The organism is Thiovibrio sp. Mzg5, from assembly GCF_055379285.1.
On the sequence record NZ_AP022872.1, the window covers coordinates 2,796,868 to 2,821,985 of the forward strand.

Sequence of the window (25,118 nt, forward strand, 5' to 3'; positions counted from 1 at the left end):
CAAATTCGTCCCAATGGCCTGGGGTGTAAGGGAGGACACCTGGTCTTGCTTGTAGTGCGGTTGCGCTGGGGAGGGGTGTTGGGCGGCGCTTTTCGCCGGGCTGGCGGTGTTGAACTTGCTGACAAACTGCGTTTTTTGCGGTATATACGCTTTTCTTCTGGTCGGATTCCGGCCCGAAAAGCACACAGGAAAGGATCACATGAGCAGTATATTGGAAAAAGAAGTCAAGCGCCGCCGTACCTTCGGCATCATCAGCCATCCCGATGCCGGTAAAACCACCCTCACCGAAAAGCTCCTGCTCTTCGGCGGGGCTATCCAGATGGCCGGGGCGGTCAAGTCGCGCAAGACCGACCACCACGCGGTCAGCGACTGGATGGCTATTGAGAAGGAGCGCGGCATCTCGGTGACCACCTCGGTGATGCAGTTCAACTACCGGGATTTCGAGGTCAACCTGCTGGACACCCCAGGGCATAAGGATTTTTCCGAGGACACCTACCGGGTGCTCACCGCGGTGGACAGCGCGCTCATGGTCATCGACAGCGCCAAGGGGGTCGAGGCCCAGACCGAGAAGCTCATGGAGATCTGCCGGATGCGCAACACCCCGGTGATCACCTTTATCAACAAGCTGGACCGCGAGGGCCTTGAGCCCCTGGATATCCTAAGCGAGATCGAGGAAAAGCTGCAGATCGAGTGCACCCCGCTTTCCTGGCCCATCGGCATGGGCAAGCGCTTCAAGGGGGTCTACAACATCATGCGCCAGGAGCTGAATCTCTTTACCCCCAGCAAGGACCGACGGCCCCAGGACTCCATCGTGGTTAAGAGCCTGGACGATCCTCTTTTGGATCAGATGCTGGGCAGCCAGGCAGACAAGCTCCGCGAGGACCTCGAGCTCCTGGCCGGGGCGGCCAGCCCCTTTGACCAGAAAGAGTATCTCAAGGCCAGCCAGAGCCCGGTGTTCTTCGGCAGCGCCGTCAACAACTTCGGGGTACGCGAACTGCTGGACGCCTTTGTCGAGCTGGCCCCTCCCCCCGGACCCCGCGCCACCACGACCCGCATGGTTTCCCCGGAGGAGGAATCCTTTTCCGGCTTCACCTTCAAGATCCAGGCCAACATGAACCCGGCCCACCGCGATCGGATCGCTTTTTTCCGCATCTGCTCCGGCAAGTTCACCCGGGGGATGAAGGTCATGCACCACCGGTTGGGCAAGGAGGTTTCCCTTGCCAATGCCACCATCTTCATGGCCCAGGACCGCACCAACGTCGAAGAGGCCTGGCCCGGCGACATCATCGGCATCCACAACCACGGGACCATCAAGATCGGCGACACCTTCTCCGACAAGGAGCCCCTCAAGTTCACCGGCATCCCCAACTTCGCGCCCGAGCATTTTAGGCGGGTGCTGATCAAGAACCCGCTCAAGATCAAGCAGCTGAACAAGGGGTTGGTGCAGCTGGCCGAGGAAGGCGCGGTGCAGCTCTTCCGGCCGACCATGGGCAGCGACTACATCCTGGGTGCGGTGGGCGTGCTGCAGTTCGAGGTGACCATGTCCCGCTTGAAGGCGGAATACGGGGTGGACGCGGTGTATGAGCCGGTGAATTATGCCACCGCCCGCTGGATCGACTGCGAGAATCGCACCAAGCTCGATGAGTTCAAGAGCAAGAATCAGGCCCATCTCGCCCTGGACGCAGAGGGGCATCTGGCCTATCTGGCGGAAAGCGAGTGGCGGCTGGGCAGGGTGCAGGAACTGTTTCCGGAGATCGTCTTTCGCAAGACCCGCGAGCACAGCTGAGCGGCGGGCACAAGAAAGCCCCGATGAGGCTTCGCCGCTGAGAAGTTGTGGGGAACTTCAGGGGGTGAAAAGCGGCCATCGGGGCGTACTTGTATTGTCGATGAAAACGGCAGGGAAAAGCAAGCGGAAAAAAGGATTTTTTCTCCCGGCGGGAAGACTCTGGGTTGACCGGGCAGGGCAAAGATGTTTATCCTTGAACCGAGTCCGGTTTGTTTCTTGAGAGAGCCTGAGCCGCAGGGAGTTATAGAGAGGATGGAAGATTCTGATGTGGAGATTGTTCGGGATCCGGGGGCGGTGAGCCGGATCTTCGAGCTGATGCTCGAGCGGCGCAAAGCCCTGAGCATTGTCCAGCACGGGCATCGCTGCGATGCCTGGGTGGTCAAGGCCTCGACTGCACGGTTGATCCTGGCCAAACGGGATAAGGCCTCGAAATTTACCCCCGGCGAGGTGGAGTTTCAGTTCCGCTGCGTGCTCGGGCGCAATATCGTGGGCAAGAGCCGGATCCTGCGCTTTAATGACGAGTACCTGGAGGTCACCCTCCCCGCGGAGATTATGATCATCCAGCGGCGGCATGCCTACCGGGTGGTGCCGACGGCCGATAGTGTCGCCATCTTCCAGACCGTGAGCAAATGGATCCTCTCCGGCCGGATCGAAGACCTCAGCGGCAAGGGGGTTCTTGTCCGGTTGCCGCAGGCAACCCCGGTTGTTGTGCCCTGGGAGATTCGGGCGGTTTGCCTCCAGCTCAACCACGCGGTGCCTGCCGGCGAATCCGTGCCGCCGGGAACAGTGGAGAGCTTTCAGCTCAGGTTCGAGTGGGCGACCATTGTCCGGAAAGCCGACAACGGCACAACCAAGCTGGCGACCTATGGCGTCCGCTTTGCGCCGACCCCTGCCGATGAGCGGCAACTGACCCAAATCATCTTGAAATTCGAACGGGCCGCCCGTCTGAAAGGGATCACCCCTTAGGTTGCCCCCATCCCCTCCTCGTTAAGCGGCTTGATAGCCCGCCTTGCGCAGGTAGTATTCGTAATCCCCCCCGTAGGACCGCATTTCCCCGTGATCCACCTCCATGACCCGGTTCACCAGCGAGCGGAGAAAGTGCCGGTCATGGCTGACCAACACCACGGTGCCGGTGAATTTTTGCAGCGCCCCCAGCAATATTTCCCGCGATTGGATGTCGAGATGGTTGGTGGGCTCGTCCAGGATCAGGAAATTAAGCGGCTTGGCCAGGAGGGTGGCCAGCACCACCCGGCTCTTTTCCCCGCCGGAAAGCAGTTTGATCTGTTTGTCCACCGTATCGCCCTGGAAAAGAAAGGCGGCGCAGAGGTTGCGGATGGTGCCGATGTTGGCCTGGGGCAGGGCGTCCTGTACAGTGTCAAAAACCGTTCTTTCCGGAATCAAAACATCCATGGCGTGCTGGCTGAAATAGCCGAGGCTGACGTTGGCCCCGATGGTGGCGCTGCCGAGGCTGGGCTCGGTCTGGCCGGCCAGCACTTTGAGAAAGGTGGACTTGCCCGCGCCGTTGACCCCGACCACCGCCACCTTTTCCCCCCGTTGGATCACCCCGGAGATGCCGGAAAACACCGGTCTTTCCCCGCCCCCGTCCAGGGGCCAGGCCTTGGCTAATCCCTCCAGGCGCACCACATCGTCGCCGCTGCGGGGCGGCTCGTTGAACTCAAAACTGATCACCCGCTGTTCCTGGGGCAGCTCGATGCGCTCAATCTTCTCCAGCTTCTTGACCCGGGACTGAACCTGGGAGGCATGGGAGGCGCGGGCAGCAAAGCGGGCGATGAAATCCTCCTCCTTGGCCAGCATCTCCTGCTGGCGGCGGAAGCTGGCTGCCAGCTGTTCCCGCCGGATCTCCCGCTCGCGCAGGTAAAAATCGTAATTGCCGCTGTAGGTGGTGATGGTGGCATTGGCCACCTCAATGATCCGCGAAACCAACCGGTTCATGAAATCACGGTCATGGCAGGTCATGAGCACTGCGCCCTTGAACTCCTTGGCCAGCCATTCTTCCAGCCAGACGATAGACTCCACGTCCAGATGGTTGGTGGGCTCGTCCAGCAGCAGGACATCGGGGTTCATGGTCAGGATTCGGGCCAGGGCGATGCGCATCTTCCAGCCGCCGCTGAACGATTCCACCGGCCGGTTGAAATCCTCCGGCCCGATACCCAGCCCGGTGAGCACCGCCTGGGACCGTGATTCCAGATCGTAGCCGCCGCGATGCTCGAACTCCTCCATGGCGTCGCCGTATTTTTCCAGCAACGCGGTCATGGCGTCGTCTTCCATGGGCAGAGCCATGGCCGCCTCCATCTCCTTAAGCTCCTCGCCCAACCGCACCACCTCGCCCACCGCCGCCATGGTCTCCTCCAGGGCCGAGCGGCCGGACATCTCGCCCACCTCCTGGGAAAAATAGCCGATCACTGTTTTCTTGGCGCAGGAAATCTCGCCCTTGTCGGCCTCCTCTTCGCCGGTGATCAGACGGAAAACGGTGGATTTGCCCGCGCCGTTGGGGCCGACCAGGCCGGTGCGCAGGCCGGGGAGTATCTGCAGGCTGGCGTTGGCAAAAAGGATCTGCGAGCCATGCTGTTTGCTGATGTTGCTGAGGTGTATCATGATGGGGAGTATCTCCACGAAAAAACGTCTTTTATAGCATGATGGCCAAGGGGGTGCAACTCTATTCTGCCGCAACCCTCAAGGCCAGACTGTCCTGGCATTGTCAAGGGCCGGGTCGTCTGCTATGATGCGCGAAAGGATCAGAGCGCAGTGCGCCTCAGAGCAACCAAAGAAGATCGGAACTTCCATGCAGCGAAGCACAACTCGGGTGGTCAGCGAAATTTTTCTTTTTGTCCTGCTTGCGTCTGGTTGCGCCCGACACGAACCCCTGGCAGACCTCCCCTCCGGGCGGGCAGCAACGAAGGAGACAAGACCTTTGGCTCCTGCTCAAACCAAGAGCGGAATCTCCGTTGCCCCGGGAAACGAAATACTCCCTGGCCAGGCCATTTCCTCGGGGGATTTTATCACCGCCCTTGGCGGGCAGGGCCGCGCCACCGCGGAGTGCTTTCAGTTGCGTCCCGGCGGGAAGAGTAACAAGAGGGGAAAATCCAGACGCTGCGAACCCCAGAGCCTTCCCTTTGCCCGCTGCCGGAGCGGGATCGCCAGCTGCCGCAGTGGTCATGAAAACGGGCCCCTCACCTGGTTTGCCTGTGAAAAAGAGCGCGGCAACACCTCACTTGCGCCCAGGGCAGGCAGTATCCTCATCCTTGCCGCCAATGGCCGGAGAAAAATGCCCACCGGGCATGTCGCCTATGTCGAGGAGGTTGTCGCCGAAAGCCCCACCTCCTACCGGCTCACCTTTACCCACACCAACTATGATCGGAGGTGCAGCCTGGAGGCGAACATCGAGGCCACCTACGACAGCGTTGCCCGGACCCTGGATATCCACGGCGGCGCCTGGCAGGCCTGGGGCAAAGGGCTGCCGGTGGCCGGGTTTATCCTTGAGTGATCTACCGACCGAAGTTGGCGCCGGGCGTATAACATCCATTAAACAAGGGAGAAGGGTTTATGGGAGTAGTCGAAGCGGTCTGCATCAGCGAGAAGAAAGGTATGGTGAAAAAAGAGGTGCCGGAGATACTTCTCAAGGAAAATTGGGGGATCACCGGGGATGCCCATGCCGGGGACTGGCACCGGCAGGTATCTCTGCTGGCCGGGGAAAGTATCGACGCGGTAAAGCAGAAAATGCCCCACCTGAAGCATGGGGTGTTCGCCGAGAATATCGTCTGCCGGGGCTTAGATTTGATGACGCTTGCCATCGGTGACCGTTTGGTCATCGACGGTAAGGTGGTGCTCGAAGTCACCCAGATCGGCAAGGAATGTCACAACGCCGGTTGCGCCATTAAGAAGGCCACCGGGGATTGCATCATGCCCAAGGAAGGGATTTTTACCAGGGTCATCCACGGCGGGGTCGTCAAGGCGGGCCTTGCCATTACCATAGAACGTATTGTTGTTACACCATAGAAAATCGAATTACGCCTGATACTCGCAACTAACCTTTTCTAATATAAAATCGGGTAAAACCCGCTTCTTCAACATCGCCCAAAAATTCGTGCCCCCCTCGTGGCACCAACCGGGCCGGTCCTTTTTGGAACCCGGATCAGTGACCAGCACTTCCAGTGTCTCTCCGGAATTGATAGCGTCAATTGCCTTCTTGGTTTTGAGCAACGACATGGGGCAGCTCACTCCTTTTGGTGTCCAAGGTCTTGTCCGGCTTGATGCTGTTTGGTCCCATGTAATCCCGCCGTTGTGTGGGTGGGGCTCAATGGGCCGGCGCATTTTTCCTCCGTCGGGTCTTTAAGCTGGTATTGCGCGATCTTACGGCGCAGGGTGTCCTTGGATATGGCCAGTTCGCGGCAGACCGCCATCTTTTTCCATTTGTGCCGCTCAAGGGAGCGCAGGATGGTTTGGCATGCCATTTCTTCAAGCGTCAAGGGGGCTCCGGCAGGATGGTCATGAAGGAGGGAGTTGTCATCCTTGCGCTGGGCAAACGGATCGGGAAGATGGGCCGGTTGGATAAGTCCGCCGGGGCAAAGGATGAAGGCATACTCGATGATATTTTTGAGTTCCCTGATGTTGCCTGGAAAATCATATTGCAGGAGCAGCGCCAGGGCTGCGTCCGAAATTTCCGCGATGTCTTTCCCTGTTTTGGCGGAGAACAGGGTGATCATATGCTGCACCAACAGGGGGATGTCTTCTTTGCGTTCCCGCAGGGGCGGCAGGGTGATCCGGACTACGTTGAGTCGGTAGAAAAGATCTTCCCGGAAAAGACCCTTCTGCACCTGGTCGTGAAGATCCCGGTTGGTGGCGGCGATAATCCGGGCATCCGCCTCGATGGTTTTGTTCGAACCCAGCGGCTCATATCTCTTTTCCTGGAGCACCCGCAGCAGTTTCACCTGGACGCCAAGCGAGATGTCGCCGATTTCGTCGAGGAAAAGAGTGCCTTTCTCGGCGGCGGCAAAGCGCCCCTGTTTGTCTTGCCTGGCATCGGTAAACGCCCCTGCTTTGTAACCAAAGAGTTCCGACTCCAGAAGGGTTTCCGGCAAGGCCCCGCAACTGACCGCCACGAAGGGCTTGTCTTTTCTGGTACTGGCATTGTGAATTGCTCTCGCCAGTATTTCCTTGCCGGTGCCGGATTCTCCCAGGATCAGGACGTTGCTGTCGCTGTGGGCGATTTCCGGCAGGATGCTGAAGATGTTTTGCATCCTGGAATTCTTGCTGATGATCTCGTCAAAAGAGTAGCGTTGCGATAGCTGTTTGCGCAGGATTGTAACAAGGCTCAGGTCGCGGAAGGTTTCCACCCCGCCGATGATCGTGCCCTCATGGTCTACCAAGGGCGAGGCACTGACGCTGATAGGTATATTTTTCCCCAGGGTGTCGCGGATGTGGACGGTGCGATTGGCCACCGCTTTGCCTGCATAGAGGCTCTGGGCTATGGGGCATTCCTGGCCGCAAACGTCGGACTGGAAAACCTCGGCGCATAATTTTCCCACGGCGTCATGCCGTTTCCAGCCGGTGATGATTTCCGCCGCCCGGTTAAACGAGGTGATCCGCCAATTGCGATCCACCGTGAACACCCCATCGGCGACACTCTCCAGGATCAGGTCTGTGGTCATGATCTGGGTCATGTCCCGAAAGGTGCCGACCCCGCCGATGACTTCACCATCAGGGCTCATCAGGGCCGCAGCGCTGATACTGATCGGGATAGCCCGGCCATCTTTATCCTTGGGGAAAACGAGCCGGCCGACAATGGGATTATCGTGTTGGATGCTTTGCCCCAGAATACACTCGGCACCGCAGAGGCTGCCGCCGAATATTTTCAGGCAGGGGGTGCCAAGCACCTCTTCCTCTGTCCAACCCAAAATTCGTTGCGCGGCAGGGTTGAACGAGGTGATGAGCAGGTTTTTGTCCACCGTGAAGACGCCATCGGCGATATTCTTGAGGACCAGGGAAAAACTTTGCGAGGAGTCCGAGGTGTCCCGCAGGGAGACAACGGCGCCGGAAAAGTTGCCTTCCGTATCGGGAATAGCTTGGGCAGTTACCCGCACGGCCGTTGGCGATCCATTGGTCGGGTCGAAAAAAACAGTCTGGTATTTGGATATACTGTGCCCCCTGGCAAGGGAGCGCTGGATGGCATGGAGTCCGCCGAAACGTTGTTCGCTGAATATCGCGTTGAACTCCTGCCCGATAGTGGCGTGCGCCGAAAGGTGGAGAAGTTGTTCAGCCCTCTTGTTCAGCCAACTGATTTTCCAATGGCGGTCGACCATGAATGTCGCCTCCGGCTGGACCATGGCGTCGGCGTTGGGGAACGACTTGGCTGTCTGGAAGAGCCGCAGGTCTTTTATGGTCATGGTTTTTCCGCCTTTCGCATCGTTGAGAGAGAAGGAAAATTGGGCGCCAGTAACTCATTGTAACACAAAGAACAATTGTCCTGATGTTACACAAAGGGTCTGACCAGAAAATATACCCCAAGCCCGGCGATCAGAACCCCTGCCCCCTTGCGGAACCAGGCGCTGGCCTGGCTGAAGGAGGAGCTGGCCAGCAGCCTTTTCACCATGGCGGTTGAACTGCCGGCCACGGCAATGGGCAGACAGTGGCCGATGGCAAAAAGGAAGATGAACAAGACTCCGGTCAGTACCTGCTGCTGCACCGTAATAATGGCCAGGATAGGGGCGATAAAGCCGAAGGTGCAGGAGCCGGAGAGAACGCCATAGGCCAGCCCCAGCACAAAGGCGCCCCACGCCCCCTTTACCTTTAATTTTGCCATGAGCCCGCTTGGCACGGAGCACTTGGCAATGCCCAGCATGTCAACGGCCACCCAGATGAGAATCAGGCCAACGGCCATGGTCCAGTACGGCCCCACATCGCCCAGCATTCTGCCGAGCAGGGCGCAGATAACCCCCACCAGGATGATGGTTAAAAAAAGGCCGACACTGAACAGCACCGCGTAGTGTATGGCCTGCCGGCCCTTGACCAGTTGTTCTTGGCCGCCCACATAGGCCACCACCAGAGGGATGGAGGCCAGGTGGCATGGGCTGAGCAAGACGCTGATCATGCCCCAGAGAAAACAGCCCAGGGCGGCAAGGGCGAGGCCTGCACCCATCCATTCATTGACCAGGAGAAAAAGAGCGTCCATTATTTTTCGCCCCCGACACCGGGCTGGGCGACACCCATCTGGGCAAGCTGGGCCATAATGGTCTTCTTGTCCATGAAGCCGCTGTGGCGGTATATCTCATTGCCGCTGCGGTCGAAAAAAATCTGGGTGGGGATCATGCTCACCTTGAATTTCTTGCCTTCGTCAGGATTCTTCCAGACATCGATAAAGATGATCGCTGCCTTGCCCCGGTATTCTGTCGCAAGCTCCTCGATGATGGGGGCCATCATCTTGCAGGGGATGCAGGCCGTGGCGCCGAGATCAATCATGGTCACTGTATCGGGAACCGGCACCGGCACAGCCGGGCTTGCCGCCCAACCGGCAGAGGTGTGCAGAACTACCAGGGTGGCCAGCACCAATGCGAAGCGAATAAAATTTTTCATGCGTTCTCCTTGTATTATGGGGTTCCCTGGGCGAATGGCGCTGCGGCATTGACAAAATCCCTTGCCTTGTCGCCTCGCAGCAACTCCGCCAGCCCGAGCAGTCCGTCATGGAGATATCTGGCCCGGTACCCCTTGGTGATGAGATAGAGCCGAGCCATGCTGGAGCGGTCATAGTGGGGGCAAGCGGTGACGATGAGTTTGTTTCTGTCCAGTTCGCCCAGCCGGGAGGGCAATTCGTTGAGCGGGATGTTCTTGGCGAAGCCCATGCGCCAGGCCGTATATTCTTCAGGGAACCGGACATCAATGAGTTGGGCCTTGCCGGTCTTGAGCAGCTCCACCAGCTCCTTGCTGTCGATCTTCATATCCTTGCGTTCTTGGTAGGTGAAGCCCGCGATATAGTCGTCAAGTTTCTCGGCATGGGAGTGCGTCGGCAGCATGAGGGCCAGGGCCAGCAGCGCGGTCAGCAGGGACATTTTTTTCATGGGGTTTCTTTCCGGTTATATAGGTGTTCCGCCGGAGTCGGCGCAATCACCTGTCACAATGAAAACATGGCAAATCCGACTCGGGTTATTGTCTTTGTGCAATCGCCATGTCTGTCGTGGACATAGTCATTTCTTGATCCAGCCGAGGGCCTCGGCCTTGGATGGCACCTTGCCGACGCATTTCACCTGACCGTCGATGACCACTGCTGGGGTGGAGAAAACGCCGTGCTTGGCGATCTGCTGAAAATCGCTGATCTTCTCGATGGTGGCTTCAACACCCGCCTCTTCGACCGCGCCCCGCATGATTTTTTCCGCCTCCGCGCACTTCGTGCAGCCCGGGCCCAGTACCTTGATTTCCATTCTTGACCTCCTGATCAGATGATGATGATGTTGAAAAGATAGCCCACCAGCATGATGCCGGTACCCACCACGCCGATGAACACCGCGATGAGTCCCGGTTTGAGCACCTTTCGGAGAATGACCATCTCCGGCAATGACAGGGCGATGACGCTCATCATGAAGGCGAGTACCGTTCCCAACGCCGCGCCCTTGCCGAGCAGGGCTTGGACCACCGGCACGATACCGGCGGCGTTGGAATACATGGGGATGCCGACCAGCACCGCCGCCGGGACCGACCACCAGGCGCCCTTGCCCATGATCGAGGCCATGAGGCCTTCGGGTACATAGCCGTGGATTCCGGCGCCCACCGCGATCCCCAGAACCACATAGATCCAGACCCTGCCCACGATGTCCCGCACCGCTGTCTTCCCGTGCGCGAAACGCTCGGGCCAGGTGAGTTTTTCATCCGGGATGTCGAAGGCATTGAGGTGTATTTCCCGCACCCACTCTTCAATATAACGCTCCATTTTCAGGCGGCCGATGGTCCACCCTGCGACAATGGCGATCAGGAGGCCGGTCCCCAGATAGAGCGCCGCCACCTTCCAGCCCAGAAGCCCATAGAGCAGCACCAGGGCGATTTCGTTGACCATGGGGGCGGAGATGAGAAAGGAGAAGGTCACCCCCAGGGGGACACCCGCGGTGACAAAGCCGATGAACAGCGGCACGGCCGAGCAGGAGCAGAAGGGGGTGACGATGCCCAACAGGGCGGCAAGCACATTGCCCATGGATTCGCGCTTGCCGGCCAGGATTTTCCGGGTGCGTGCCGGGGTGAAGAAGGAACGGAGCACCCCGACCCCGTAAACAATCAGGGTGAGCAGCATCAGCACCTTGGGCGTGTCGTAGAAAAAGAAGAGCACCGCCTCACCCAGGTGGCTACCCGGTTCCAGGCCGAGCAGGGAAAAGGTGAAATATTCGGCCAGGCTGTGCAGCTGCCCATACAGGGCAAACCAGAGGCCAAGCCCGGCAAGGGTGGTCAGGACTTTCCCCAGTGCCGCAGCGGTAAGCGGCGGGGCGGGTTGCGGGTTTGCGGCTGGGTTGGGCATGTTGTCGGGCGGCATGGCGTGTTTCCTTATTGCCGGAAGATTACTCCGGGGTTCCTTGATATTTTTGCAGCCATTGGAGAATTTCATGGCGCTCCGGCACCCGGCCAGAACATTTCACATCTCCGCCGATAACCACGGCGGGCGTGGACAACACCCCGAATTCCGCCATCTTGTCCAGGCCGGTAATTTCTTCAATCTGCGCCGGGAGGCCATATTCTTCAATCACCTGCCGGACAATCTCCGCGACCTGGATACATTTTTTGCAGTCCGGTCCCAGGATTTTTATCTCGATATCCATTTCCATGATTTTCCTCCTTGCCCTTCAGGCAACTGCGGAAATTGCCGTGAGATTTTCCAGCTCAAGCCGCCATTTTTTGAGGTCAGCAACACTGGGCGACCTTGCATATCGCCTCCCTGATAAATTCCCGGGGAATGGCTTCATATACCTGGCCATGTCTGACTATGGTCCGGCAGGATTCCTCCTTGCCGGTGAGTTCGCCGCAGGAGCAGCAACTGCTTTCCGCGGCTGTCGTCTGGGGGAGCACGGTCTCCAGTGGGACACCGTTGATGAGCACGAGGTTTGATTGGCCGATTTCCGCCTCGGTCATCTTGGTTTCCGTGAAAAGGATCTCGACGCCCTTGGGTCTGCATTCCTCCTGCAGCTGTTGGATCAGTTCCGCGATTCCCTCTCCGGTCTGGGCGCAACGATCACAGGTTTTTCCTTCTTTATCCAGATGCCGCCATTCCACCATGACTGTTTTCATTTTTTTCTCCGTAAAAGGGATTCATTGCTTCCTGGGTCGAAATGGTCTCACTGTTTGCAGGAAACATGGCAGACCCCGGCCAGGGTTTCCCTGGTAAAGGGGAAGTATTTTTTTCTAAACCAGAGGGCCACATTGACCAAGCCGATGAGCACCGGCACCTCCACCAGCGGCCCGATCACCGCGGCAAAGGCGACGCCGGAGTTGATCCCGAACACGGCGATGGCCACGGCAATGGCCAGCTCGAAGTTGTTGGAGGCGGCGGTGAAGGAGAGGGTGGCGGACTGCTCGTAGGTGGCTCCCACCTTGAGGGACATGAAAAAGGAAACCAGGAACATGACCAGAAAATAGATGGTGAGCGGGATGGCGATGCGGATCACGTCAAAGGGCAGCTGCACGATGTATTCGCCCTTGAGGGAAAACATCACCATGATGGTAAAGAGCAGGAAGACCAAGGTGAAGGGGCTGATCTTCGGGATCAGTTTTTCCTGGTACCAGGCGTCGCCTTTGAGTTTTACCCCGATAAAGCGGGTCAGCATCCCGGCGAGGAAGGGGATGCCGAGATAGATGAAGACCGACTCGGCGATCTGTCCCATGGAGATGTCCACCACCGCGCCCGCAAGCCCCAACCAGCCCGGCAGCACCGAGATGAAAAACCAGGCGTAGACCGAGAAGAAGAGCACCTGGAAGATGGAGTTGAAGGCCACCAGCCCGGCGCAGTACTCGGTGTCGCCGCCGGCCAGATCGTTCCAGACAATGACCATGGCGATGCAGCGGGCCAGGCCGATGAGGATGAGCCCCACCATGTATTCGTGAAGGCCGGAGAGAAAGGTGACGGCCAGAAGAAACATGAGGAGCGGGCCGATAAGCCAGTTTTGCACCAGGGAAAGGGCCAGCACCCTGACATTGCGGAAAACCTCGTGCAGCTTTTCGTAGCGCACCTTGGCCAGGGGCGGGTACATCATGAGGATCAGGCCGATGGCGATGGGGATGTTGGTGGTGCGGGCCTGAAAGGAGTTGATGATCTCGGTGACGGGCGGATAGAGATAGCCGGCCATTATCCCGATGAACATGGCCAGGAAGATCCAGAGGGTGAGGTACTGGTCGAGGAAGCTTAATTTTTTCCCGGTGCGTGGCATGGTGCTCCTCTTCTATCTGTAGCAGCCGCCGGCATTTGGGCTGGGTTCGATTGTTTTCTTATCCGTATAGGCGGATGAAGGCGTCAAAAAAATCAAGCGCATTTTTTCTTGGTGCGCTGGAAGTCTCCCAGGGTTTTGTAGTCCTGCTGGGTGTCCGGCAATTCGGTCAATCTTTTGCCGAGCAGCTCGACCAGTTCCTTGGCAAGCGGGGTCGGCATCTCAGCCAGCCGGTAATACATCCAGACCCCGAGCCGTCTGCCTTTTACCCAGCCCGTGTTGCGCAGATAGGCAAGGTGCCGCGAGATCGTGGATTGGGGCAACTGGAGCACGGCCATCAGGTCGCAGACGCAGAGTTCGCCGCCCAGAAGCAGGGCCAGAATCCGCAAGCGTGGCTCCTCGGATAAGGCTTTGAAGAATTGTGCTGTTGTTTGCATATGCCTCCTGGCCGCCCCCAGATTGGGCGCTCTTTTTGTGAAAAATTTATACTTCAAAATAATTATATCCGTATAGGCGGATGAATGCAAGCCTGGTTCGCCGCAGGGATGAAATTTGGCGCGCCATTTCCCGCATATACTTTTCCCCGCTTCTGGAATACAATGGGGCCGTGCGAGGCTGTTCAGAGTCAAATCCCAAGACAGAGGCGGCAAGGCAAAACCATGACTCCTTTTTTTAATGCAGAATGAAAAGTGTATAATGAAAAATAAAGGACATGAAAAATGATAGGGCAACATGAGCGATGCGGTTTGGGGAACAGGGTCCAGGATCTCACCCCATTATTTATTCTTCACGGTAGAAATTATATTGAGCTGTTATGAACCGAACTGTTAAGCCCCACGCGCATTCCGCCTTCCACCATCTGACCCCGGATACGGTGCTCGGTCTGGTGGAAAAGGCCTTGGATATCCGCTGCACCAATCTTTGTCGGCCCCTGGCCAGCTACATCAACCGGGTCTACGAGCTGGAGGGCGAGGACGGCGCCGGGCTGGTGGTCAAGTTCTACCGGCCCGGGCGTTGGAGCCATGCCGCGCTCCAGGACGAGCATGAGTTTTTACTTGAGCTTGCCGGCCGGGAGATTCCGGTCATCGCCCCGCTTGCCTTGCAGGGCAACAGCAGTCTCGGCGAACATGAAGGGATGTATTTTACCGTGTTTCCCAAATGCGGCGGCCGCAGCCTGGATGAATACAGCGAGGAGCAGTGGCTGGAAATCGGCCGGTTGCTGGGCCGGATCCATGCCGTGGGCGCAGGCCGGATCCCGGAGGGGCGGATCACCATGACCCCGGAAAAATCAACCCGGCAGCAGGCGGACTATCTTCTGGCCGGGAAGTTCATGCCCGCGGACCTGGCCGCGCAATTCGCCGAATTGACCAAGGCTCTGATCGGTGAGATCAGCCCGCTGTTTGCCAACACCGAGATGATCCGCATCCACGGCGACTGCCATTTCTCCAACCTCATCTACCGGCCCGGCGAATCCTTCTATGTCATTGATTTCGACGATATGGCCCTTGGCCCGCCGGTGCAGGATTTCTGGATGCTGCTGCCCGGCTACCGGGAAGAGACCTTTACCGAGATCGAGCTTTTTCTCGAAGGCTACGAAACCTTCCGGGATTTTGACCGGCGGAGCCTGCGGCTGATCGAGCCGCTCCGGGCCATGCGCTTTATCCACTACATGGCCTGGTGCGGTTATCAGGTGGCCGAGGAGGGGCTGAGCCGGGTAGCGCCTGATTTCGGTACCCGTGAGTACTGGCAGCGGGAGCTGTGCGATCTTGCCGACCAGCTGCAGCGGATCAAAACCGCGCCCGAGCCCGAGGGGAACTGGCTCTGAGGCTGGGCAGTTTGGTGAAAGACAGGTGGGGTGTCCCCACAATGGGCGACAAGCGGTAACCTCCCGGCTGGAAAAGGGAAGGATGGAGTAACACAGACATGCTACCCTCAGATCTCGTTCGTCCCGGTCTCCGGGCCTTCCTTGCCGGGCTGCTTTTTGGTCTTTTTTGCCTTGCCCCGGCAACATCCTCCCTGGCTGCGGAAGAACCGCAGCTGCCGTGGACCGTGAATGTCTACTTTGAAAACGACCTCTTTACCGGCACGGATCGCAACTACACCAACGGCGTCAAGATCTCCCTCATCTCTCCTGACCTGGTCAGCTTTGTCGAGAGCGGCAAGCTGCCGGAATGGAGCCTTGAATACATTTACCAGCTGCCCTTTATCAACGATCCGGATCCGGCCTTGAAGCGCAAGGTGGAATTCTCCCTTGGTCAGGACATCTACACCCCTGACGACATCTCCCGCAGCGACCTAATCAGGGAGGACCGCCCCTATGCCGGCTGGACCTACTTTGCCGCGGCATTTCATACCAGAAGCAACAAACAAATGGATACCATCGAGCTGCAACTGGGCATGGTCGGGCCGAGCTCCTTTGCCGAGGAGACGCAGAAAACGGTGCACGAGCTTACCGGCAATCAAAAGCCAAACGGCTGGGAGCACCAGCTGAAAAACGAGCCGGGGTTGGCCGCGATTTACGAACGCAAATGGCACCTCGCCCCCTTCATCAGCCGGGGCAATTTTGCCATCGATGCCATCACCCACCTCGGCTGCGCCCTGGGCAATGTCTTCACCTATGCCAACACCGGCTTTGAAACCCGTCTGGGCTGGAACCTGCCCGACGACTTCGGCGTAAGCCTGATCCGACCGGCAGGCAATACCAGTTTTTCCGCAAGGCAGCAGCAGGGTGGTTATTTCTTTGCCGCGGTGAACGGCCGTGCGGTGCTCCAGGACATCTTTCTGGACGGCAATACCTTCGCCCACAGCCACAGCGTTGACAAGCAACCATTGGTCGCTGACCTGGCAGGGGGGGCTGCCGTCTATTTCCAACAGTTCAAGCTGACCTGGACCCAGGTGCTCCGCACCAAGGAATACGACGGCCAAGACGGCAATCACACCTTCGGTTCCCTCACCCTCTCCTTCTTTTTTTAGTCTCGCCTCCGCCCGGATACGCCGAAACCCCATAATTCCTCAAGACCTTGGCAATCGCCGGGCAGGAAAAGAGGGAATTTCTCCTTGTGCACTGTGCAGTATTGAAAAATCTCCCCCAGGGGTGATAGGATAATGCCAGGCATCGAACCCGCATGTTCACGGGACCTTGAAAAACATAAGAAAAATGTTGGAAAGCTCACAGAATTTTTTTGAGGGGGATAGCCTGTCCAAGAACAACCGATGACCACAGCGGAGGACACATCATGGCACGGGAAAAGCGATCGATCGAGGAGAAATCCATCTGGCCCGATGCCCGGCAAATGCTTGCCAAGGCCGAGCGCGACGGGGTGGAAACGGCCTGGGATCGGCTGGAACAGCAGACCCCGCACTGCAAATTCTGCGAGCTGGGTACCACCTGCCGCAACTGCGTCATGGGGCCGTGCCGGATCAGCGACAAGATGAAGCGCGGTGTCTGCGGCGCCGACGGTGATGTGATCGTGGCCAGGAACTTCGGCCGTTTTATCGCCGGCGGTTCCGCCGGCCACTCCGATCACGGCCGTGATCTGGTCGAGGTGTTGGAGGCGATTGTCGAGGGTGCCACCAAGGATTACCAAATCCGGGATGAGGCAAAGTTGGTCCGCATCGCCGGGGAGATCGGGGTCGAAACCAAGGGCCGCAAGATTCTCGAGATCGCCCGCGATGTCTTGGATATCTTTTACGGTGACTTCGGCAGCCGCAAAAAAGAGGTTTCCTTCATGTGCCGGGTGCCTGCCAAGCGGCGAGCGATCTGGCAGAAGCTCGGCATGACCCCGCGCGGCGTGGACCGGGAGATCGTCGAGATGATGCACCGCACCCACATGGGCTGCGACAACGACGCCCCCAACACCCTGATCCACGCGGCGCGCACCGCCCTGGCCGACGGCTGGGCCGGTTCGATGATCGGCACCGAACTCTCCGACGTGATTTTCGGCACCCCCACCCCCAAGAGGGCGAAGGTGAATCTGGCGGTAATCAAGAAAGACCAGGTGAACATCCTGGTCCATGGCCACAACCCGGTGGTGAGCGAGATGATCGTTGCCGCGGCCCAGGACCCGGCCCTGCTGGCCAGGGCCAAGGCAATGGGCGCCAGCGGGATCAATATCGCCGGTCTCTGCTGCACCGGCAACGAGATTTTGGCCCGCCAGGGGATTCCCATGGCCGGCAACCACCTGATGACCGAGCTGGCCGTGGTCACCGGCGCGGTGGAGGCCATCGTCGTCGATTACCAGTGCATCATGCCAAGCCTGGTGCAGGCGGCCGGCTGCTACCACACCAAGTTTATCACCACCGCCAACAAGGCCAAGTTTACCGGGGCCATCCATTTTAACGTCCGGCCGGAGAGTGCCCTGGCCCAGGCCAAGGAGATCGTCGGCCTCGCGGTGGACGGCTTTGCCAAGCGCGACCCCAATCGGGTGGAGATTCCGGGCGAGCCGGTGGAGATCATGACCGGCTTCAGCAACGAGGCGATCCTCTCCGCTTTAGGCGGCAGTCTCACCCCGCTGCTCGATGCGGTCAAGGCCGGAAAGGTACGCGGCTTTGTCGCCATTGTCGGCTGCAACAACCCTAAATTGCAGCAGGATTCCTGCAACGTCGGCCTGGCCAAGGCCCTGATCGAAAAGGACATCATGGTTCTGGTCACCGGCTGCGTGACCACCGCCGCCGGGAAGGCCGGACTGCTGGTGCCCGAGGCGATTTCCATGGCCGGGCCTGGTCTCAAGGCGGTCTGCGGCGCGTTGGGCATCCCGCCGGTTCTGCACATGGGCAGCTGTGTGGACAACTCGCGGGTCATCCAGCTCTGCGCTCTGATCGCCAACGAACTGGGGGTGGATATCTCCGACCTGCCGGTGTGCGCCTCCTCGCCCGAATGGTATTCGGAAAAGGCGGCGGCCATCGGCCTCTATGCGGTGGCTTGCGGCATCTACACCCACCTGGGCCTGCCGCCCAACATCCTCGGCTCTAAGGTGGTCACCGACCTGGCTTTAAACGGCCTTGAAGGCTTGGTTGGGGCCAGCTTCGTCGTTGAGTCCGATCCGCGCAAGGCAGCCGAGTTGTTAGACCGGCGGATCATCAGCAAGCGCAAGGCGCTGGGGCTTTCCTGATCTTATCGGCCAGCTGTGGAGCGAATCAGCACAGCGATTGAGCTGCAGGAGCACTGGCTCGGAGGCCTGGCGGATTGGGGAGGGGGCGAGACGGGTTGGTGAGGACTGGGCCTTAGCTATTGAAATATCTGCAAGGAAGGACGGGCCGCGGAATACCGAAATCTTTCCGTTGGGTGTCTCCGGTGGGCAAGCAAGCGCAGCCCTGCTTTCTTAGTCTTCTTTTTTTGCCTTGAACCAGATAACGTTCTGCTGATTCTTGTAAGAGAGCCTTCTTGTCTCCGCATTGTAATAGAGGCGGAATTCCAGTGCCAATCCTTCCGTATCTTCACAGCGCAGTGTGTAATAGCGCTCTTTGCTGTTGGCCGTGGCCTCTTCGCTGACTGACCTGATGCCATAGGGATAGATGTTGCCATCGGCGCCACCGATAATGAAAAAGTTAGCACGGATTTTCATGAAGCAGGTTTGATACCGGGGATCATCGGAGTACCATTCACCCAAAATCTCCGGAGGGAGATGGTGCGTTTTTTGGGCTGAAAAAATAAAAAAGAGTACGAGGCCAAGACAGATTGCCGCTGCCACGCACAGCATGGGTTTGGTGAAGCTTCTGTTTTTGGATGATTTCATGGTGGTACCTTTGTCATTGCTGCACGGCAAACAGGCATGCCTTGACAACCTCGGGGTCCAACTTGCTCCCGCTTTCCTCCTGAATAAGTTCAAGCACCTTGTCCTTCACCCAACCGCCCCGATAAGGCCGCTCTGAGATGAGGGCATCATAGACATCGGCTACGGCAATAATTTTTGCCCCAAGGCTGATCGCCTCACCTTTTAAGCCAAGGGGGTATCCAGAGCCGTCGCAGCGCTCATGGTGTTGGAGAACAATGTTCAGGGCGTCGGCAAAACCGGAAATCGGTTGCAGGATGCGGGCCCCGATAAGCGGGTGATTCTTGATGTGCTCAAATTCCTCGTCTGTAAGGTTTCCCGGTTTGTCGAGAATTGTGTTCGAAATGGCGATCTTGCCAATATCATGCACCAGGGCCGCTTGATGGAGATCGGTTGTTTCTTTTTTTGTGCAGCCCATGATTCTGGCAATTTTGATGGCGAGGTCGGTGACGCGTTCCGAATGGCCAGCTGTCCAGGGTGATTTCGCATCAACAGTGCGGGCCAAAGCTTGGAGGGCGCCCCAGGTGAGTTTCTCAAGGGTCTCGAGAAGGTTGGCATTCTCCAGGGCGATGGTTATCTGATCGGCTAACTGCCGGGCGTGGTTGCAATCGTCATCGCTCAACACTCTCTGGGGGTTGAAGCTCAGGTTAATCATGCCTCTGAGCTCGCCATTGTTTACCAGGGGAAGCTGGAGAATGGTCGGGAGGGGTTTCCCGAAAAAGGTTGTCAGATAGCGGGGGGAAGAGAGGTGGTCGGTGCGGAGAAAGTGCGGCTTTTTAAAGAGCGGTATTTTTTCGGTATGCGAGATTTCAACGATCTCTTCTTCGCGGAAAAGTTTTGCCTCCCCGGAGTAGGTAAAGGCGGTTGCCTGGCTTGATTTTTGGTCTTGGAAAAGGATGAGTTGGCTTGCCTCGCTATGGAGAAATTGGGACAGACGACTCAGCGCTGTCTCGATGATCTGGTTCGTATTCAGGGAAGAGAGAATGGCCCGACTGATATCGGAAATGGTTTCCAGGGTATGGAATTGGCTGTTCAGCCGGCTGCTCATCGTGTTGAAGGAGTGGGCCAGGGTTTCGAATTCATCCCCGCTCTTAATATCGATCTTCTGGGTAAAGTCCCTCTCGGCGATATGCACGGTTGCCTCTTTCAGCCTCTCAACGGGTACCATATACCTTCTGATGAATACCATGCTGAGCAGCAGAACGATCCAGAGCGATAAAAGCACGACCAGCGGAAATATTATCTTGAAATCATCCAGTGGGGCAAGCACATCTGCCCGTGCCTGCCTGAGAACCACGGTAAGGTTTGGGGAATTGAATTTTCCTTGCAGGTAAAGGGGCCAGAAGCTGACAAGAAAGTCCTTTTTGTCTTCGGCCGTGTATTCAAACTGTCTTTCTTTGGCACCTCCTGCCCGAAAGGCGATTTCCTGTAAGAGCCGCGGATTTGTCGGAAAGGAGCTGGCAAGGATATCTCGGCTCTGGTCGAGAATGCACAGTTCCGTCATCGGGGGCAGGATGTTTTCGTAGCCGATTCCCCACAGATAGGTGGTGTTGACCCGGGCGATCAGCACAGATCCTTGTGGGGCATGGTTGTCCAGGGGAACAATCAGGTAAATCTCGGCCAGCCCGCTTTTTTGTTGTTTGGCCAGGATTTGGTTTTTGCCGTTTCTTGCGGGAAAATCTTTGGTTGGTTCAAGGCTGGAAAGAGCATTGCCAAAGAGCAGTTGTGGGGTTTCCCCTTCTTTCCAGAGAAAGAGCGCTTCATATCGTTGGCTGAGTCTTTCCTGGAAAAGCGTGTCAAAAAAAGCGGAGAAAGATGGTGTGGTCTTGCTTTGTTTCAGCGTTGTGGCCATGAACTGCATGTCGCTTTCCATGGACAAGAAACGTTCATATATGCTCAGGCCATGAATTTTAGCCGACTGCTGCAAACGCTCAAGACTCTGGATTTTAATCTGCCTTGTGACATGAATGAAGGTAAGGGTCGTCAATACAGTGAGAGGCAGCAGCGCGCAGCCAATAAAGAGAAAGAAAATCCTGCGGGCTATTTTGCTTTTCAGAAAAGTGGAGTCAAGTTTGGAAAGCTTCATGTTTCATCCCGTTAGTATTGTGAAACAAGACCGATATATGAACCATCATTGGCGAGGACAATATCATCACGGCTGGCCGCCGCGGTAAAGGGGGCCTGGCTTTTGCCATCTTTCCCCTTGCTGTAAAGGTCATAATACTGATTCACCGGGACCATGGAGTGATCTTTGCGGAGTTTTCCTTTAGGGGTACCGGCAACTGGCAGATATTGATAGGGGTTGCCCCAGGGATCGCGCAGAGAGCCGAGGCCAATTTCCGCCAGGTTGACCGGGTAACGGTTATTGTCATTATAAAAGAGTGAAATTTCCCGGGAAAGCATGCGGATTTCAACCACGGCTCTTTGATTCTTCACTCGATCAATGTAGCTGGAAAACAGTGGGGTGGCAATCCCTGCCAAGGTTGCAATAATGGCAATAACGATAAGGAGTTCGATAAGGGTAAAGCCTTTGTTGTAAGCCACGAATTTTCGTTGCCATAGGTGGTTGAGCATCATGGGCAGGGGGTATCCATTGCAAGATCCTGGGCAATCTCCGTGCTTTTTTGCCGAATTCACAGATGGGGTTCTGCAATTACGGCATACATCCAGCCTATGCGTTCAGTATGTTTAAGGCAAACGCTAGTTTTTGGCCGAATCTGGATCATTGCAACATGCGTTTTTCCCTGTGCCGACACACTCTCGCGCTGCTCTCCTCCCGCCGTTTCAGGGCGCGGGCATGGCCATAATCTCTTCCAGGGTTTGCCGGAAATTATCAAGGAGCGGGCCGCCAAGGTCCACGGCGTGTTGCGCTGCGGCCAGGGCCTCTTTCCGCTTGCCCTGTTCGCTCAGGACCTGGGCCAGGTTGTTGAAGGGGATGCCGTTTTCCGGTTGCAGCAGGGTTGCCCGGCGAAAGGCCTCACCGCTGCCGGCCAGATTGTGCAGGCTGTAGCGGCTGTTGCCAAGGCCCATCCAGGCACCAAAACTCTCGGGCCAGCGTTTCAGGGCCGCGCCATAGCCGGCTGCGGCACCCTGCCATTGACCGGTCCTTTCCAGTCCGGAAACGGCGGTGAGCCAAGCCTCTTCTGTCGCGGTGGCCGGCAACCGTTCCGGCGGCAGGACGAGAAGCCCCCAGCAGTCGCTGCGCTGCCAGATATTCAGAAAAATCCTGGAACCGAGATGCTCGTTGGCGGTGAGCCCTGAGTGAAGGATAATCTCGCCGCGCTCCTGATCGTAGCCGAGCACCACACCATAGTGCCATTTCGGATACCAGAAGAACGCGAGATTGGTCAGGACAATGACAGGATTGCCGGCAGATACCTCGGCCAGCAGGGCCTCACTGCCGGTGATGGGATAAGCGATCCGGCCATGCCTGCGGGCTGCGCCAATCAAGGCGCTCTGGAGGCTACCCTTGAGGCCGGGGCTGAAAACTTCAGGGGAGAGATCGGAGGGTTGTATCTCAATCCCGCTCCAGTTAAGCGCCATGGCCAGGGCTGCCGGCCCGCATTGTAATTCCTCTTGGGGAAAAAAAGGTACCCCGGCAACCATGGCCTTATCAGGCCCGTCCGGTACCTGGGGCAGGTGTCCTGCCGGCAAAAGGACACAGCTGGAGAGAAGAAGGGGCAGCGCGAAAAACAACAGGCCGGCAATCATCCGATTGCCGGCCTGAAGGAAACGCAATTGTGCCTGGCGCTTAGCGCTTGTGGCTAACAAAGGAGAAAACATGGGTGAAACCGAGGATGTCGGTGATCAGCAAGACCACGAAGATGAGAACAGCAGCGCCAATGACCGCCCCAATTCCGTCCCCGCCGGCCGGCAGCTGCTCCAGGGCCTGGGAAATTTTTGCCAGCTCTGCATCGGAAAGGCTGGCCACCCTTTTTTGCGCCTCGACAGCATCGACGCCATGTCGAACCATGACCTGCTGGACATCTTCACGACCCAGGAAGGCGGCAACCCGCTCCCTGCTCGCGTCTTCCTTCTGCACCGCGATCACGGTATTGGTGTCGATCATCTGCGCCTTTGCCGCCTGCACGGAAAAATCGAGCAGAAGAAAGGAGAAAACCAAAAAGAAACTCACGGGCTTGATCATTTTCTGCAGCATGGCTACCCCCATTGTGGTGAAGAAGTTTAGGGGAAATTATCCCCAACAAAAATACAATCCTATTCCCGAATTATGATGACCAAAAGGCAATGGTTTGTCCACTTGTTTCCCGGGTGGCCTTGGCAGGGGGGGGTTAAAAGGCTTCGTGCTCGATGGCGCCCTCGAATTCCTCGGCGTAGTGTTCGCTGTGGAAGAAGGAGCAGCGGAGGCATCGTTCACTCTTTTGGCTGAAGGTGAAGATGGGTTGTCCGGAGCCGATGGTGCCGGCCAGCAAGGCACAGCTCTTGCCCGAACCGGGGAAGGCCGGGCAGTTTTTTTTCTTTTCGCCGCAGTTGTGAAAATCCCAGCAGTGCATGGCGGTATTCCCCAGGGAACGAGACCGGAAAGTGGGCCAATCCGGTCAGGCGATCGCTGTTTTCGTAAACTATTTTATGATACACCGGGGCAATTCCGCAGGCAATACTGAATAATTACGGGGACGGGACGCCAGGCAGAAACCGGCAAAATTCGCAATCCGTCTCGTGTTTACCAATTCGCCGCCGCAGCGGGGACAGCCGCGCGGTCGACCAGGCGGATGGCGTCGTGCTGGCAGGCGGGGCGGCAGACCCCGCAGCCGTAGCAGGCGGCGGCCTCGACCACACATTTCTTGTTGTCGCGGTCAACAGCGATGGCGTCAAAAAAGCAGCGCTTGCGGCAGAGGTTGCAGCCGGTGCAGCGCAACGGGTCGATCTCGGCCACGTATTCCGCCTTCCACATGGTGCGGGTTACCCCCAGGGTTATCTGGGCCCGGTAGGCCATACAATTCTGATCGCAGTTGCAGATCGCGCCGATGAACGGGGTGTTGAAGGTCCAGACGCTGTGGGTCTTGCCCTCCTGGTCGAGCTGGCGGATGAAGCGGATAGCCTGCTCCCTGGTCCAGTGCTCGAAGGCGGCAAAATCCGGCACCTGGCTGAGGATCGGGGTCAGATCCATGCCCACCCCGAAGCAGTAACGTTTTTCGGTGCCGAGGGATATCCTCCGGCAGACGCAGGGCAACCGTACGATGTGCTCCACCTGCGAGAGGATCGCCTCGATATCCTCCAGAGGTACGATCTGGCCGAAGTGGGTTTTTTGCATTTTGCGGGAGAGGAGGGGATAGGCGATGAAGCGGTAGATGCGCGGAAAGCGGCGCTGCCAGCGGGCGGCAGTGGCGACATCATCCCGCAGCGATTTGCTGAAGCCGCGCAGGAAATGGGTGAGGTTTTGGGCGGAATTGACCTGGTGGAACACCTCGGCCGTATAATTGGCCATGTTCTCGTACCACTTTTTTCCCTCCCCATGCTGGGTGCAGAACTGGCACATGCGCTCAATCCCCTATCGGTTCCAGGCCTTTGCGGTAATGGAGCAAGGCCTGCTTTTACCCGGAAACCCCGCCGGAGACGATGAATTTCATGACCTCTTTTGGCTCGGCGGCCAGGAGAGAGACCCGGCTCCGGTCGACGATGATGAGGTTGGCGGCAAAATTGTACGACTGCGGCAGGTAAACGGCGACACTGTCTGCAATGCCCAGGGGATGGAGATCTTCCCGGGTAATGAAACCCAGCACGCTGATTTGGTTGTCGGCATCGAGGGCAACCAAAACCGGCTTGTTGAAACTTTTTTTGTCTCCGACAAAGGCATCAACCAGATCCTTGATGGAGGTATAGATCATGGTCACCAGCGGCATCCGGGCAAAGATCCGATCCACTCCGAGCATAACGCTATTGGCAAGCAGAGTGGAGCTCACAAACCCCACGGCCAGGATGAGCGCGATGGTGAGCAGAAACCCGAGGCCCGGGACAGCAAAGGCGAACAACCCGTCGATTTTGGCAAAAATCACATAAATCACATAGAGCGTGGCCACCACGGGCACGAGAAAGAGCAGGCCCTGCAGGAAATATTGGCTGAGTTTATTCATGATTTGGTCCTGAATGTTTTTAGGTTGCCGCAAAGCCGGCAACCAGGCAAGGTTA

28 protein-coding genes are annotated in these 25,118 nt (G+C 57.6%); 8 read left to right on the forward strand and 20 right to left on the reverse strand.

The features are described from left to right. Positions 1-199: 199 nt before the first annotated feature. Positions 200-1,786 carry a peptide chain release factor 3 gene (locus ACZ46D_RS12950; RefSeq protein ID WP_464927854.1) on the forward strand — a complete coding sequence of 529 codons (1,587 nt, stop codon included), beginning with the start codon at positions 200-202 and terminating at the stop codon, positions 1,784-1,786. Between the two features lie 252 nt (positions 1,787-2,038). Then, positions 2,039-2,752, forward strand: coding sequence for a PilZ domain-containing protein (locus ACZ46D_RS12955; protein WP_464927855.1), 714 nt, complete (start codon positions 2,039-2,041; stop codon positions 2,750-2,752). 21 nt (positions 2,753-2,773) lie between these two features. Here the strand turns inward: ACZ46D_RS12955 and ACZ46D_RS12960 are convergent, their stop codons facing one another. Then, a complete protein-coding gene (locus tag ACZ46D_RS12960) occupies positions 2,774-4,402 on the reverse strand; it encodes an ABC-F family ATP-binding cassette domain-containing protein (RefSeq protein ID WP_464927856.1) in 1,629 nt (542 codons plus the stop codon). 187 nt (positions 4,403-4,589) lie between these two features. On the opposite strand from ACZ46D_RS12960, the gene ACZ46D_RS12965 reads away from it, so the two are divergent. Together ACZ46D_RS12965 and ACZ46D_RS12970 are read left to right on the forward strand one after the other, a co-directional pair. After that, positions 4,590-5,291 carry a hypothetical protein gene (locus ACZ46D_RS12965; protein ID WP_464927857.1) on the forward strand — a complete coding sequence of 234 codons (702 nt, stop codon included), beginning with the start codon at positions 4,590-4,592 and terminating at the stop codon, positions 5,289-5,291. A gap of 59 nt (positions 5,292-5,350) precedes the next feature. After that, positions 5,351-5,803 (forward strand): MOSC domain-containing protein, encoded by a 453-nt coding sequence (locus ACZ46D_RS12970; RefSeq protein WP_464927858.1) that lies wholly within the window; start codon positions 5,351-5,353, stop codon positions 5,801-5,803. A 9-nt stretch (positions 5,804-5,812) separates the two neighbouring features. On the opposite strand, the gene ACZ46D_RS12975 is transcribed toward ACZ46D_RS12970, so the two are convergent. The 11 genes from ACZ46D_RS12975 to ACZ46D_RS13025 form a co-directional block, all read right to left on the reverse strand. Next, positions 5,813-6,118 carry a sulfurtransferase TusA family protein gene (locus tag ACZ46D_RS12975; protein ID WP_464927859.1) on the reverse strand — a complete coding sequence of 102 codons (306 nt, stop codon included), beginning with the start codon at positions 6,116-6,118 and terminating at the stop codon, positions 5,813-5,815. Beyond that, complete coding sequence (locus tag ACZ46D_RS12980) at positions 6,022-8,190, reverse strand: sigma 54-interacting transcriptional regulator (RefSeq protein WP_464927860.1); 2,169 nt, start codon at positions 8,188-8,190, stop codon at positions 6,022-6,024. The genes ACZ46D_RS12975 and ACZ46D_RS12980 overlap by 97 nt, the downstream gene beginning before the upstream one ends. An 86-nt stretch (positions 8,191-8,276) precedes the next feature. Further along, a complete protein-coding gene (locus tag ACZ46D_RS12985) occupies positions 8,277-8,975 on the reverse strand; it encodes a cytochrome c biogenesis CcdA family protein (protein ID WP_464927861.1) in 699 nt (232 codons plus the stop codon). Then, on the reverse strand, positions 8,975-9,376 hold the full coding sequence (locus ACZ46D_RS12990; RefSeq protein WP_464927862.1) for a thioredoxin family protein: 402 nt from the start codon (positions 9,374-9,376) through the stop codon (positions 8,975-8,977). Before ACZ46D_RS12990 ends, ACZ46D_RS12985 begins: the two co-directional genes overlap by 1 nt. Positions 9,377-9,390: 14 nt before the next feature. Then, positions 9,391-9,858 (reverse strand): rhodanese-like domain-containing protein, encoded by a 468-nt coding sequence (locus ACZ46D_RS12995; protein ID WP_464927863.1) that lies wholly within the window; start codon positions 9,856-9,858, stop codon positions 9,391-9,393. 126 nt (positions 9,859-9,984) lie between these two features. After that, a complete protein-coding gene (locus ACZ46D_RS13000; RefSeq protein ID WP_464927864.1) occupies positions 9,985-10,218 on the reverse strand; it encodes a thioredoxin family protein in 234 nt (77 codons plus the stop codon). A 14-nt stretch (positions 10,219-10,232) separates the two neighbouring features. Next, positions 10,233-11,315 (reverse strand): permease, encoded by a 1,083-nt coding sequence (locus ACZ46D_RS13005; protein ID WP_464927865.1) that lies wholly within the window; start codon positions 11,313-11,315, stop codon positions 10,233-10,235. Between the two features lie 25 nt (positions 11,316-11,340). Beyond that, entirely contained in the window at positions 11,341-11,604 is a 264-nt protein-coding gene (locus tag ACZ46D_RS13010; protein ID WP_464927866.1) for a thioredoxin family protein, read from the reverse strand. Between the two features lie 76 nt (positions 11,605-11,680). Continuing rightward, on the reverse strand, positions 11,681-12,064 hold the full coding sequence (locus ACZ46D_RS13015; protein WP_464927867.1) for a DUF2703 domain-containing protein: 384 nt from the start codon (positions 12,062-12,064) through the stop codon (positions 11,681-11,683). A 47-nt stretch (positions 12,065-12,111) separates the two neighbouring features. Continuing rightward, a complete protein-coding gene (gene arsB / locus ACZ46D_RS13020; protein ID WP_464927868.1) occupies positions 12,112-13,200 on the reverse strand; it encodes an ACR3 family arsenite efflux transporter in 1,089 nt (362 codons plus the stop codon). A gap of 92 nt (positions 13,201-13,292) precedes the next feature. Further along, on the reverse strand, positions 13,293-13,634 hold the full coding sequence (locus tag ACZ46D_RS13025; protein WP_464927869.1) for an ArsR/SmtB family transcription factor: 342 nt from the start codon (positions 13,632-13,634) through the stop codon (positions 13,293-13,295). Between the two features lie 377 nt (positions 13,635-14,011). Between ACZ46D_RS13025 and ACZ46D_RS13030 the strand changes: the two genes are divergently transcribed. The 3 genes from ACZ46D_RS13030 to cooS all read left to right on the forward strand — a co-directional run bounded on the left by ACZ46D_RS13030 (position 14,012) and on the right by cooS (position 18,308). Continuing rightward, positions 14,012-15,022, forward strand: a complete 1,011-nt coding sequence (locus tag ACZ46D_RS13030) for a serine/threonine protein kinase (RefSeq protein ID WP_464927870.1) — start codon at positions 14,012-14,014, stop codon at positions 15,020-15,022. 98 nt (positions 15,023-15,120) lie between these two features. After that, positions 15,121-16,170 (forward strand): lipid A deacylase LpxR family protein, encoded by a 1,050-nt coding sequence (locus ACZ46D_RS13035; protein ID WP_464927871.1) that lies wholly within the window; start codon positions 15,121-15,123, stop codon positions 16,168-16,170. A gap of 263 nt (positions 16,171-16,433) precedes the next feature. Beyond that, the gene (gene cooS / locus ACZ46D_RS13040) at positions 16,434-18,308 is read left to right on the forward strand and encodes an anaerobic carbon-monoxide dehydrogenase catalytic subunit (RefSeq protein ID WP_464927872.1); all 1,875 of its coding nucleotides are present in this window, start codon (positions 16,434-16,436) and stop codon (positions 18,306-18,308) included. A 210-nt stretch (positions 18,309-18,518) separates the two neighbouring features. Here cooS and ACZ46D_RS13045 read toward each other — a convergent pair whose 3' ends face one another. Both ACZ46D_RS13045 and ACZ46D_RS13050 read right to left on the reverse strand, forming a co-directional pair. Next, entirely contained in the window at positions 18,519-18,932 is a 414-nt protein-coding gene (locus tag ACZ46D_RS13045; protein WP_464927873.1) for a hypothetical protein, read from the reverse strand. A gap of 13 nt (positions 18,933-18,945) precedes the next feature. Further along, complete coding sequence (locus ACZ46D_RS13050) at positions 18,946-20,538, reverse strand: HD domain-containing phosphohydrolase (protein ID WP_464927874.1); 1,593 nt, start codon at positions 20,536-20,538, stop codon at positions 18,946-18,948. Positions 20,539-20,544: 6 nt separating this feature from the next. Here ACZ46D_RS13050 and ACZ46D_RS13055 point away from each other — a divergent pair, with 6 nt between their 5' ends. After that, complete coding sequence (locus ACZ46D_RS13055) at positions 20,545-21,069, forward strand: hypothetical protein (protein WP_464927875.1); 525 nt, start codon at positions 20,545-20,547, stop codon at positions 21,067-21,069. Here the strand turns inward: ACZ46D_RS13055 and ACZ46D_RS13060 are convergent. The 6 genes from ACZ46D_RS13060 to ACZ46D_RS13085 all read right to left on the reverse strand — a co-directional run bounded on the left by ACZ46D_RS13060 (position 21,066) and on the right by ACZ46D_RS13085 (position 25,063). Next, positions 21,066-21,545, reverse strand: a complete 480-nt coding sequence (locus ACZ46D_RS13060; RefSeq protein WP_464927876.1) for a prepilin-type N-terminal cleavage/methylation domain-containing protein — start codon at positions 21,543-21,545, stop codon at positions 21,066-21,068. The two genes, ACZ46D_RS13055 and ACZ46D_RS13060, sit on opposite strands and share 4 nt — an antisense overlap. A gap of 207 nt (positions 21,546-21,752) precedes the next feature. Then, on the reverse strand, positions 21,753-22,679 hold the full coding sequence (locus ACZ46D_RS13065) for a PA2778 family cysteine peptidase (protein ID WP_464927877.1): 927 nt from the start codon (positions 22,677-22,679) through the stop codon (positions 21,753-21,755). Positions 22,680-22,719: 40 nt separating this feature from the next. Further along, positions 22,720-23,127, reverse strand: a complete 408-nt coding sequence (locus ACZ46D_RS13070; RefSeq protein ID WP_464927878.1) for a PA2779 family protein — start codon at positions 23,125-23,127, stop codon at positions 22,720-22,722. 133 nt (positions 23,128-23,260) lie between these two features. Beyond that, complete coding sequence (locus tag ACZ46D_RS13075) at positions 23,261-23,482, reverse strand: two-CW domain-containing protein (protein ID WP_464927879.1); 222 nt, start codon at positions 23,480-23,482, stop codon at positions 23,261-23,263. A gap of 170 nt (positions 23,483-23,652) precedes the next feature. Next, the gene (locus ACZ46D_RS13080; RefSeq protein ID WP_464927880.1) at positions 23,653-24,468 is read right to left on the reverse strand and encodes an ATP-binding protein; all 816 of its coding nucleotides are present in this window, start codon (positions 24,466-24,468) and stop codon (positions 23,653-23,655) included. A gap of 55 nt (positions 24,469-24,523) precedes the next feature. Further along, positions 24,524-25,063 (reverse strand): DUF502 domain-containing protein, encoded by a 540-nt coding sequence (locus tag ACZ46D_RS13085; protein ID WP_464927881.1) that lies wholly within the window; start codon positions 25,061-25,063, stop codon positions 24,524-24,526. Between the last annotated feature and the right edge of the window lie 55 nt (positions 25,064-25,118).

Coding starts and splice junctions, on each gene's coding strand:
- ACZ46D_RS12950 (WP_464927854.1), top strand. CDS start 200: ATGAGCAGTATATTGGAAAAAGAAGTCAAGCGCCGCCGTACCTTCGGC.
- ACZ46D_RS12955 (WP_464927855.1), top strand. CDS start 2,039: ATGGAAGATTCTGATGTGGAGATTGTTCGGGATCCGGGGGCGGTGAGC.
- ACZ46D_RS12960 (WP_464927856.1), bottom strand. CDS start 4,402: ATGATACACCTCAGCAACATCAGCAAACAGCATGGCTCGCAGATCCTT.
- ACZ46D_RS12965 (WP_464927857.1), top strand. CDS start 4,590: ATGCAGCGAAGCACAACTCGGGTGGTCAGCGAAATTTTTCTTTTTGTC.
- ACZ46D_RS12970 (WP_464927858.1), top strand. CDS start 5,351: ATGGGAGTAGTCGAAGCGGTCTGCATCAGCGAGAAGAAAGGTATGGTG.
- ACZ46D_RS12975 (WP_464927859.1), bottom strand. CDS start 6,118: ATGCGCCGGCCCATTGAGCCCCACCCACACAACGGCGGGATTACATGG.
- ACZ46D_RS12980 (WP_464927860.1), bottom strand. CDS start 8,190: ATGACCATAAAAGACCTGCGGCTCTTCCAGACAGCCAAGTCGTTCCCC.
- ACZ46D_RS12985 (WP_464927861.1), bottom strand. CDS start 8,975: ATGGACGCTCTTTTTCTCCTGGTCAATGAATGGATGGGTGCAGGCCTC.
- ACZ46D_RS12990 (WP_464927862.1), bottom strand. CDS start 9,376: ATGAAAAATTTTATTCGCTTCGCATTGGTGCTGGCCACCCTGGTAGTT.
- ACZ46D_RS12995 (WP_464927863.1), bottom strand. CDS start 9,858: ATGAAAAAAATGTCCCTGCTGACCGCGCTGCTGGCCCTGGCCCTCATG.
- ACZ46D_RS13000 (WP_464927864.1), bottom strand. CDS start 10,218: ATGGAAATCAAGGTACTGGGCCCGGGCTGCACGAAGTGCGCGGAGGCG.
- ACZ46D_RS13005 (WP_464927865.1), bottom strand. CDS start 11,315: ATGCCGCCCGACAACATGCCCAACCCAGCCGCAAACCCGCAACCCGCC.
- ACZ46D_RS13010 (WP_464927866.1), bottom strand. CDS start 11,604: ATGGAAATGGATATCGAGATAAAAATCCTGGGACCGGACTGCAAAAAA.
- ACZ46D_RS13015 (WP_464927867.1), bottom strand. CDS start 12,064: ATGAAAACAGTCATGGTGGAATGGCGGCATCTGGATAAAGAAGGAAAA.
- arsB (WP_464927868.1), bottom strand. CDS start 13,200: ATGCCACGCACCGGGAAAAAATTAAGCTTCCTCGACCAGTACCTCACC.
- ACZ46D_RS13025 (WP_464927869.1), bottom strand. CDS start 13,634: ATGCAAACAACAGCACAATTCTTCAAAGCCTTATCCGAGGAGCCACGC.
- ACZ46D_RS13030 (WP_464927870.1), top strand. CDS start 14,012: ATGAACCGAACTGTTAAGCCCCACGCGCATTCCGCCTTCCACCATCTG.
- ACZ46D_RS13035 (WP_464927871.1), top strand. CDS start 15,121: ATGCTACCCTCAGATCTCGTTCGTCCCGGTCTCCGGGCCTTCCTTGCC.
- cooS (WP_464927872.1), top strand. CDS start 16,434: ATGGCACGGGAAAAGCGATCGATCGAGGAGAAATCCATCTGGCCCGAT.
- ACZ46D_RS13045 (WP_464927873.1), bottom strand. CDS start 18,932: ATGAAATCATCCAAAAACAGAAGCTTCACCAAACCCATGCTGTGCGTG.
- ACZ46D_RS13060 (WP_464927876.1), bottom strand. CDS start 21,545: ATGATGCTCAACCACCTATGGCAACGAAAATTCGTGGCTTACAACAAA.
- ACZ46D_RS13065 (WP_464927877.1), bottom strand. CDS start 22,679: ATGATTGCCGGCCTGTTGTTTTTCGCGCTGCCCCTTCTTCTCTCCAGC.
- ACZ46D_RS13070 (WP_464927878.1), bottom strand. CDS start 23,127: ATGCTGCAGAAAATGATCAAGCCCGTGAGTTTCTTTTTGGTTTTCTCC.
- ACZ46D_RS13075 (WP_464927879.1), bottom strand. CDS start 23,482: ATGCACTGCTGGGATTTTCACAACTGCGGCGAAAAGAAAAAAAACTGC.
- ACZ46D_RS13080 (WP_464927880.1), bottom strand. CDS start 24,468: ATGTGCCAGTTCTGCACCCAGCATGGGGAGGGAAAAAAGTGGTACGAG.
- ACZ46D_RS13085 (WP_464927881.1), bottom strand. CDS start 25,063: ATGAATAAACTCAGCCAATATTTCCTGCAGGGCCTGCTCTTTCTCGTG.